This is a genomic window from Thiocapsa sp. (genome assembly GCF_011390875.1).
Lineage (GTDB): Bacteria > Pseudomonadota > Gammaproteobacteria > Chromatiales > Chromatiaceae > Thiocapsa.
The window spans coordinates 1-8,703 of the sequence record NZ_JAABRP010000196.1 but is presented as its reverse complement, the minus strand read 5'-3'; the positions used below and the strand labels follow the sequence as shown (position 1 = coordinate 8,703).

The window sequence follows — 8,703 nt, the reverse complement described above, 5'->3', positions numbered from 1 at the left end:
CCCTGAGCCGGGATGCGGTCTTAAATTACATATATTTTAATATCTTAAACCGCGCCAGCTCCGGCGGCCGTCAAGTCTGCCGGGGCCGATCCATCGAAAAACATAGCATGCCGCGCTGGGCGCGGTTTAATTCAAACGCAGAGGAGATCGCATGCAGCTTGAGACACTTCGGGAACTGGTTGTAGAGACCTTGAACGACATGAAGGCCCGCGACATCGAGGTGATGGACGTGCGGGGCAAGACCGCCATCACGGATTATATGATCGTCGCGTCCGGTACCTCGGACCGGCATGTGAAGGCCATCGCGGAGACCGTGGCCTATAAGTCGAAGGAGGCGGGCGAGACCCCGCTGGGGATGGAGGGCGTCACCGAGGGCGAGTGGGCGCTGGTGGACCTCAACGGGGTCGTGGTGCATGTCATGCTCCCCAAGGTGCGTGACTTCTACAATCTCGAAAAGCTCTGGGCCGCACCGGCTGCGGTTGCGAAGGTTGCCGCGGTTCCCGTCTAGGGCCGACCCGGTGGACCGTTTCGACCGGATCTTCGAGCTCAACCGCATCCTGCAGGCGGCTCGACATCCGGTCTCGCGGCAGCGCTTACAGGATGCACTCGAGTGCTCGCGCGCGACCGTCAAGCGGCTCATCGAAGACATGCGTCTGCACCTGAACGCCCCGATCGTCTACGACCGGGATCACAACGGTTACAAATACGATCTGGCCGACGGGGCGATGTACGAGCTGCCCGGTCTTTGGTTCAACGCCTCCGAGCTGCATGCCCTGCTGACGGTGCAGCAGCTCTTGTCGAGCGTCGAGCCGGGTCTTCTCGATCCGCATCTCAAACCCTTGCAGAAACGCATCGGCGATTTGCTTGAGCTGCAACACCCCGGTTTCGACGGGCTTTCGGCGCGGGTGCGGATCATGCAGGTGGGCGCGCGTCGCGGGGGTCGACACTTTCAGGCGGTCGCCGGCGCCGTGGCTCAACATCAGCGGCTGTCGATCCGTTACTTCAATCGCGGCGACGATCGGCACAGCGACCGCGAGGTCTCGCCTCAGCGTCTCACCTACTACCGCGACAATTGGTATCTCGATGCATGGTGTCATCTGCGCGAGGGTCTGCGGACCTTTGCCCTGGATGCGATCGAGGCCGCGTGCCCGCTGTCCACGACGGCCTTGCCGGTGTCGGACGAGGAGCTCGATCGACACTTCGCCGTCTCCTACGGGATCTTCGCCGGAACCCCGCAGCAGACGGCGGTGCTGCGATTCAGCCCCCAGCGCGCCCGCTGGGTCGCCAAAGAGCAATGGCATCGGGATCAGGCGGGGCGATTCCTCGGTGACGGGCGCTACGAGTTACGCATCCCCTACAGCAATGCGCTCGAGCTGACGATGGACGTGCTCAGGTACGGGCCGGATGTCGAGGTCGTCGAGCCGGCGATCCTGCGCGATCTGGTTCGGGAACGCCTCGCCGCGGCGCTGGCGCGGTACGGCTAAACCGCGTCCGGAGCGACATGCATCGTTTTTGGATTGGCGCTGCCTCGGCCGGACCCTTGAGCGTCGGAGGTGACGCGGTTTAAATAATATATTTTTTAATAACTTAAACCGCGCCGGCTCCAGCGCTCGTCAAATCGGCCGGGGCCGATCAAATCCAAAAACATCGCATACCGCGCTGGGCGCGGTTTAGGATTTTTTTACGGAAAAGGAACGATCGTCGTAAGTCGGCGACTGAAGTCGCCCCTACATGGCTTTCGGTTCGTTGCCCGGTCCCGCGTCGTTCAGGATCTGCTCGATGGTGAAGGGGCAGACCGGCGGGAAGGTCTCCTCGGCGAGGCCGGTCTCGCGGGCCGCCTCGAGGATGGCATCGCCATAGGCGTCAAGGACCGCTTGTTCCAGCTTCGCCTTGAGACTGGGGTTCTGTTCGAGATGCCGATGAAGACGTCGGCGCTGCTCCTTGATCGCGAGTGTCCAACTTCGACTGCGCCGATTGGGCTGAAATTGCCACTTGAGCAGATGCGTAAACAGCCGTGCGAGTCGGTTTTCAAGCTCCCGCAGCTCGCTCTTGCCCATGCTCTCGATCTCCTCGGCGATATGCTCGATGTCGGCCTGGTCGATCCGTCCGCTGCGCAGGAGCGCGGCTTGGGTGTTGGCCCAAGCATAGAAGTCAACGTCGTAGTTGCTCTGCATCGGTGTCATCGGCGATGGGTGGGACGTTGCAGGTATGATGCGATGATTTCCGGGAAAAGGACAAACGTGATCCGCCATGATATCGACTGAACGCCAAGGCGCACCCCTCTGTCTGGTCGCCGCGATCGCGGACAACGGCGTGATCGGTCGGGAGAATCGACTGCCTTGGCATCTTCCGGCAGACCTTGGTCACTTCAAACAGCTCACGCTCGACAAGACGATCGTCATGGGGCGACGGACTTGGGAATCGCTGCCCGGGGTGTTGCCGCGTCGACGCCACATCGTCCTCTCACGTGATCCGGCCTTTCGTCCGGACGGTTGTCTCGTCGTGGATTCTCTGAATGCCGCGATCGAGGCGGCCGGTCCGGTGCCCGAGCTGTTGATCGTCGGCGGGGCGGCACTCTATGCCGAGACGCTCCCGCGCGCAGACGGACTCTATCTGACGTTGGTGCACACCGCAGTCGAGGGCGATACACGCTTTCCGTGCTGGAATCCGGAGGATTGGGCCGAAGTGGGCCGAGTCGAGCGTCCGGCCGACGCACGCAATGCGTATGCGATGACCTTCTTGGAGCTTCGCCGCGTGCCCACGCTTCGAGCTTGCGAATAAACCAGGCTACGTTGCTGATCGCAGCGGTAGTGCGAAGCGCGAAGGGTTGACGAGCGAGAGCGAAGTCCACCGAACTCGGCGCCTGCGCTGGTGGACTGCGCTGCGCTTGTCCACCCTCCGGTGCTCGTTCATGCGGTGGGTTCAGGAACAACGCCTGTGCTTCACTCCGATCCGGGCCGCAGATAGCCCGCGCAGTCGAGCTGGATGGGCGTGATCGCTCTTTGTCCGTCGCCGTCGATCCGAATCGCGGTCAGTGCACCGCCCCAAAGACAGCCGCTGTCCAGCCCCCAGACGTTGTGCTCGGCGAGATAGCCGATGGTGGACCAGTGGCCGAAGATGATCCGGTCGTCACGGGTGCGCCGCTCCGGCATCCGAAACCAGGGCAGGCGTCCGGCCACTTGGCTGCCGATCTCGCCCTTCTCGCCGAGGGCAAGGGCACCGTCGGACCCGCAGAACCGCAGTCGAGTCAGAGAGTTGGTGATGAACCTCAAACGGTCCATGCCGGTTAGTTCGGGCGACCAGCGCTTCGGCTTGTTGCCGTACATCGCCATCAGGTAAGCGCGATGGTTCGGGCCGCGCAAGGTCGACTCGAGCTCATGTGCGCAGGCCCGCGCGTCCGCAAGACTCCATTGCGGCGGTACGCCGGCATGGATCATCGAGAAACCGATATCCGGATCATGGTGCAGCAGCGGGCGATGGCGCAGCCAATGCAGGAGCGCGTCGCGGTCCGGCGCCCGCAGCACTTCGTCGAGCGTACTCTTGCCCGCGTGCCGGGTGTTGCCTTCGGCCAAGGCGAGGAGATGCAGGTCGTGGTTGCCGAGGACCGTGACGGCGCAATCGCCTAGATCGTGCACGAACCGCAGTACGGCAAGGGACTCAGGCCCGCGATTGACCAGGTCGCCGACGAGCCACAGTCGGTCGACACCCGGATCGAACCGGAGCCTGTCGAGCAGTTGCCGCAGCTCCCGGTAGCACCCCTGGATGTCGCCGACGGCATAGATGGACATGGCCGTGTCGGTCCCGGTCGTCTCGCTCAGTGAATGGTCATTGCGGACGCCAACGAAAAGGCCGGGATGTCGGCTTCGAAGCGGGTTCCGTCGTCGCTGATCATGCCGTAACTGCCGTGCATACTGCCGATCGGGGTCGCGATGATGGTGCCGCTGGTGTACTCGAAACGTTCACCCGGCTTCAAGTGCGGCTGCTCCCCGACGACACCCTCCCCCCTGACCTCTTGGGCCCTGCCGTCCGCGTCGGTAATGATCCAGTGCCGATCGAGCAGGCGCGCCGATTGGTCCCCGTGATTTTCGATCACGATCGTATAGGCGAACACGTAACGTCCTTCTCCCGGGGAAGACCGCTCCGGCTGGTACTGACTATTGGCCGAAATCTTGATCGAAAACTCTTTCACCTGAACCTCCACGTCGCAGACAAGCGCCTCAGATCGCGTGATAATACACACGGCCCCGTCGCGCGATCCAGGCGCATCGGAGCCGCTATCCATTTCGATGTCCCGCAAGGACAACGAGCCATCCAGTCAGAGTCGTGACATCAGGTCGGTTGACGCATGCGCCCCAAGTCATCTCCTCCCAAGCCCGATCTCGTGGTGTTGGTGATCGCCTTTGCGTTGATCGGGATGGTGGCGACTGTGGCGTATCAAATCGGTCTTTACGCGAGTGTCGAGCGTGCGCCGATCGCCAAGCAAGCGGTCGCACCGAAAGATTTCGGCGGCTGAAGAGTTCGTCGCGCGGGAGGACGACGTGATATCAACCGAGCCTCGGGGCGGCATGCCGTGCGACGCATGCCGACCGGCTGTCCCCCGGGGTCTCCGAGGCTCAACAACGCATCCGGTCGCAGCCTATGTCCGATAAACTCCGCGTCGCCGTCATCGGTGTCGGTTATCTGGGGCGCTTCCATGCCCTGATCTACTCACGCATGCCGGATGTCGAGCTGATCGGCGTGGTCGATGTCGACCCGACCCGCGCCGCATCGGTCGCTGCCGAGGCCGGATGTGCCGCCTGTGCGCGGATTGAGGATGTCCTTGAGCGCGTCGACGCGGTCAGTATCGTCGTTCCGACGACCGCGCATCTCGAGGCGGCAGCGCCTTTCCTCTCGCGGGGCATTCCGGTCCTGCTCGAAAAGCCGATCGCGGCCAGTCTGGCCGACGGGATCGAGATCGTCCGCCTGGCGCGCGCCCATCACGCAGTCTTACAGATCGGGCATGTCGAGCGATTCAACGCCGGCGTTATGGCGCTCGCGCAGCGCATTCATGCGCCTGTCTATATCGAAGCCCAACGGATGGGCGGATTCACCGAGCGCGCGACCGATGTCGATGTGGTCTCCGATCTCATGATCCACGACATCGACATCATCCTCTCTCTGGTCGGGGGCCGTATCGCCAACATCTCGGCCGTGGGCGCATCGGTGCTGACGGACCACGTGGACATCGCGAGTGCCCGATTGGAGTTCGACCAAGGCACCGTCGCCAACGTCGTTGCGAGCCGCGTCTCGGAGAAGACTACGCGCCGGATCCGGGTCTTCCAGCCGGGCAGCTATCTCTCGCTCGACTTCATCGAGCAGACCATCGATATCGCCGCTCCCCGCACCGTCGCCGGATCGGCGCGCCCGGAGATCACGCGCGAGCGCATCAGCGTCGAGCCGGTCAAACCTCTGGATCTCGAGCTTGCCGAGTTCGTGCGCTGTATCCGTGAGGGCCGCCCGCCGCTGGTGGACGGGCAGACGGGATTGAACGCGCTCGAGGTTGCTCTGGAGGTTCGTGCTCGTACTGGTCATTAAGTGATGATTCAGAAACAAGGTAAACACCTTGATGACGGGTCGGATGGGTAGAGCGACAGCGAAACCCATCCTCCAAACCTAAAACTCAACCGCGTCCGGCGCGACATGCGTCGGCATCCGTTCGGCCCCCCCGGCACCCCGCCGGATCAAACGCCCGCGCCCGCCCCGGATCGCTACCGGTGACATGTCTTCTCTCAGCCCAGGAATCGTTCGTAAATGGCTTCCGAATCGCCGTAACACCCGCAGGCTGCGGCTTGCAGGCCGGCCCGATCGAGAACTCGGATGTCGCCACGGCTGTAGTGAATGAGATTGCGCTGTTGCAGCGCCGTCGCAGCCTTGGTGACGCCGACCCTCCGCACCCCGAGTAAAAGGGCCAGGAACTCATGGGTGGCATGGAAGTGATCCGAATGCGCCCGGTCCTGAGTCATCAGCAACCAGCGGGCGAGACGCGCTTCCAGCACATGGAACCGCGTGCAGGCGACCATCTGCTCGACTTGGTTCGTCAACACGAAGAGATAGCGGTTAAGCCTGGTCTGGAGAGCCTCGCTCTGTCCGAGTGCCTCGGGAAACCGCTCCGCGGTCATGCGCCAGGCGGGACCCGCGCCCCGCACAACGGTGCGCAGCAACGTCACGTCGATCCCCAAGACCAGCGGTGTTCCGATCATTCCCTCGCTGCCGACCAGTCTGACCTCCAGACCGGCGTGATCGATCGGTGGCGTCACCAGGGAAAAGAAGCAGTCGGTGGGGAAATAGACGTAGCGGATCTGCTCGCCGGGCTCGTTGATCACCTCGTCGAGCGCAAGTTCGACCGACTCGCAGCACCTCAGCACCTGTCGATGATCCTTGTCCGGCAGTGATGCGAGAAGACGATTGTCGAAGAGAGCGGTGTTTTTCTCGAGTTGCACGTGCGGTCTCCTCGTGGGCCGGGTGGAGCGGAACGCTGAGCAAGCGGAGCGCGTTGCCGGGGAAGCCCCGGGTGATGTCTTATCGCGCATGGTCTAGCCGTGATCCCGATTGGTCGCCGAGGACCGGCGCGGCCTGTGGGCTCCGTCAACCTCACTAACTACGTCAAAAAGCGCGTTCTTTCAGTGCGCTAACAAACATAGCGCATTGATACGCGGTCTTATGTGCGATGGCGCACAGACCGGATAGGGGGCGCCGTGTCAGTTTGTCGTTCACCGTGTAGGACCCTCTTCGACCGTGAGGTCTCGTTCCTAACTCGGGCCGTCGGGGTAGGTGGAGCAGAGCGCCACACGGGGCATGCGCGAGACCTCGGGGCGGTGTCGGCCGCCCTGAAGGTGGCCGGTTCGATGAACGAGTCCGAGCGCGAGAAGGGGTGAGCCGGAACCCATCCATCGCCGGGTCTCTAGGGGAGTCTGCCGAACGACACGCTCCCGCCTTCCGAGCGCTCATCAACCAGGACAGGAGAATCGAGATGAATTTGATTAACTTGGTCATCGTTTTGGTCGTCATCGGAGTCATCCTGTGGCTGATCAACAATTACATTCCGATGGATGGAACCATCAAGAAGATCCTGAATGTGGTGGTCGTCATCTTTGTCGTGCTTTGGCTGCTATCCGCTTTCGGGCTTCTCGGCTCCATGTCCGGAATACGCATCGGGTAATCGTGCAACCATGTCGGGAGGTGAGATGAACGCACTCAAGATCGTAGGGATCGCGCTGATCATCGGCGGTGGCCTGGGGTTGGCGTATGGTGGCTTCAGCTATACGAAGGAGACCACGCAGGCCCAAGTGGGTCCGCTTGAATTGACGGTCCAAGACCGCGAGACGGTCAACATTCCGGTCTGGGCCGGCGTGGCGTCGATTCTGGTTGGCGCGCTTCTGTTGGTCGTGCCGAGGGGCACATGAGAATGACTGCACGGGAGACGTGGATCTCGGTCTCCCGTACGGAGCAATTCAGAACTTTAATTTTTTCATAATCTTAAACCGCGCCGGCTCCGGCGGTCGTCGGAGCCGGCGAGGCCAAGCCAATCCGACAAACTACGAATACCGCACTGGGCGCGGTTTAATGGAGGAAATAGATACGGCGAGCTTGAACATAGGATGGCGAGCGGGCAGTTGAATGCCGGCGTTTCGCCGGGTTGACGATCGAAAACAGGAGCAAGACCCCATGCTGACGAAAGACGAATTTGTTGCGGACATGAAGGCGCGGATTGACGCCTGGAATGCCGAAATTGACGTGCTTCAGGCAAAGGCGCACGAGATCAAGGAAGATGCCAAGGTAAAATACGAGGAACACCTCGTAGCGCTGCGCGCCACGCGTGCGGAAGGCGAGAAGAGGCTGGAGGAGATGCAAGCCGCGACGGAGAGCAACTGGGAGCAGCTCAAAGCCGAAACCGAGCGGGCCTGGGATGCCTTCAAGGATTCCTTCAATACGTTCAAATCGCACTATAAGTAATTATTGAATCCATCGCGTTGCATGCGCGGATGAAGGCGGGATGTGACGTGATGTTTTCAATCCACGACGGCCGGAGTGACGAACGGCGCTGTAGGGTGACAAGCGCACACAGTTCACCAACGCCGCGCAGAGTCTGGCGTCTCTGCCTCGAAGCTCGGACAGTTGTAGGAGAGTCAATTGGCGATTCGCGACACCCTGCACCGCTTCGGGAGCCGGCGTCCCGGGACGGGTTTGATCAAGGCATCCGAGGGCGAGGAGCCGCCGTTGCGCTCGGAGCTCTACAGTGCGGTGCAGATGCAGGAGCACGGCAAGCGCCTCGCGCAGACGCATGCCTTGATGCCCGGACATCCGCCGGACCGCCTCCTCGCGCGCCTGACCGAGAATGAAACCATCCTGATCGAGGTGTGCCGATTGCTCATGGCCGCCGTGACGGAGAACCGGCGGATCGCGCCGGCCGGGGAATGGCTGCTCGATAATTTCTATCTGATCGAAGATCAGATCCGCACCGCCAAGCGCCATCTCCCCAAGGGCTACAGTCGGCAACTGCCGCGCCTGCTCCAAGGACCCTCCGCCGGACTGCCGCGCGTCTACGACCTCGCGCTCGAGATCATCGCCCATGGCGACGGTCGGGTCGACCCCGAGAACCTCAACCGTTTCGTCGCGGCCTATCAAGCGGTCACCACCCTGCGGCTGGGCGAATTGTGGGCCATC

13 protein-coding genes are annotated in these 8,703 nt (G+C 62.1%); 9 read left to right on the top strand and 4 right to left on the bottom strand.

What is annotated here, in order from left to right:
• Window positions 1-151: 151 nt before the first annotated feature.
• Both rsfS and GPT33_RS14790 read left to right on the top strand, forming a co-directional pair.
• Entirely contained in the window at window positions 152-508 is a 357-nt protein-coding gene (gene rsfS, locus GPT33_RS14795; RefSeq protein ID WP_296810230.1) for a ribosome silencing factor, read from the top strand.
• A gap of 10 nt (window positions 509-518) precedes the next feature.
• Entirely contained in the window at window positions 519-1,484 is a 966-nt protein-coding gene (locus tag GPT33_RS14790) for a WYL domain-containing transcriptional regulator (protein ID WP_296810229.1), read from the top strand.
• Between the two features lie 243 nt (window positions 1,485-1,727).
• On the opposite strand, the gene GPT33_RS14785 is transcribed toward GPT33_RS14790, so the two are convergent.
• Window positions 1,728-2,174 (bottom strand): DUF29 domain-containing protein, encoded by a 447-nt coding sequence (locus GPT33_RS14785; RefSeq protein WP_296810227.1) that lies wholly within the window; start codon window positions 2,172-2,174, stop codon window positions 1,728-1,730.
• 76 nt (window positions 2,175-2,250) lie between these two features.
• On the opposite strand from GPT33_RS14785, the gene GPT33_RS14780 reads away from it, so the two are divergent.
• Complete coding sequence (locus GPT33_RS14780) at window positions 2,251-2,781, top strand: dihydrofolate reductase (RefSeq protein WP_296810225.1); 531 nt, start codon at window positions 2,251-2,253, stop codon at window positions 2,779-2,781.
• A gap of 161 nt (window positions 2,782-2,942) precedes the next feature.
• Here GPT33_RS14780 and GPT33_RS14775 read toward each other — a convergent pair whose 3' ends face one another.
• Both GPT33_RS14775 and apaG read right to left on the bottom strand, forming a co-directional pair.
• Complete coding sequence (locus GPT33_RS14775; protein WP_296810224.1) at window positions 2,943-3,788, bottom strand: symmetrical bis(5'-nucleosyl)-tetraphosphatase; 846 nt, start codon at window positions 3,786-3,788, stop codon at window positions 2,943-2,945.
• A gap of 26 nt (window positions 3,789-3,814) precedes the next feature.
• Window positions 3,815-4,189 (bottom strand): Co2+/Mg2+ efflux protein ApaG, encoded by a 375-nt coding sequence (gene apaG, locus GPT33_RS14770; RefSeq protein ID WP_296810223.1) that lies wholly within the window; start codon window positions 4,187-4,189, stop codon window positions 3,815-3,817.
• Between the two features lie 156 nt (window positions 4,190-4,345).
• On the opposite strand from apaG, the gene GPT33_RS14765 reads away from it, so the two are divergent.
• Together GPT33_RS14765 and GPT33_RS14760 are read left to right on the top strand one after the other, a co-directional pair.
• The gene (locus tag GPT33_RS14765) at window positions 4,346-4,513 is read left to right on the top strand and encodes a hypothetical protein (RefSeq protein WP_296810221.1); all 168 of its coding nucleotides are present in this window, start codon (window positions 4,346-4,348) and stop codon (window positions 4,511-4,513) included.
• A gap of 125 nt (window positions 4,514-4,638) precedes the next feature.
• On the top strand, window positions 4,639-5,574 hold the full coding sequence (locus GPT33_RS14760) for a Gfo/Idh/MocA family oxidoreductase (protein WP_296810219.1): 936 nt from the start codon (window positions 4,639-4,641) through the stop codon (window positions 5,572-5,574).
• Between the two features lie 194 nt (window positions 5,575-5,768).
• Here GPT33_RS14760 and GPT33_RS14755 read toward each other — a convergent pair whose 3' ends face one another.
• Window positions 5,769-6,479, bottom strand: a complete 711-nt coding sequence (locus GPT33_RS14755; RefSeq protein WP_296810218.1) for a Crp/Fnr family transcriptional regulator — start codon at window positions 6,477-6,479, stop codon at window positions 5,769-5,771.
• Between the two features lie 530 nt (window positions 6,480-7,009).
• On the opposite strand from GPT33_RS14755, the gene GPT33_RS14750 reads away from it, so the two are divergent.
• The 4 genes from GPT33_RS14750 to GPT33_RS14735 form a co-directional block, all read left to right on the top strand.
• Window positions 7,010-7,198: a Thivi_2564 family membrane protein gene (locus tag GPT33_RS14750; RefSeq protein WP_296810217.1), complete on the top strand. Its 189-nt coding sequence runs from the start codon at window positions 7,010-7,012 to the stop codon at window positions 7,196-7,198.
• A gap of 25 nt (window positions 7,199-7,223) precedes the next feature.
• On the top strand, window positions 7,224-7,442 hold the full coding sequence (locus tag GPT33_RS14745; protein WP_296810215.1) for a hypothetical protein: 219 nt from the start codon (window positions 7,224-7,226) through the stop codon (window positions 7,440-7,442).
• 262 nt (window positions 7,443-7,704) lie between these two features.
• On the top strand, window positions 7,705-7,992 hold the full coding sequence (locus GPT33_RS14740; RefSeq protein ID WP_296810213.1) for a hypothetical protein: 288 nt from the start codon (window positions 7,705-7,707) through the stop codon (window positions 7,990-7,992).
• A gap of 177 nt (window positions 7,993-8,169) precedes the next feature.
• On the top strand, window positions 8,170-8,703 hold a 534-nt coding region (locus GPT33_RS14735), incomplete at its 3' end, for a hypothetical protein (protein ID WP_296810211.1).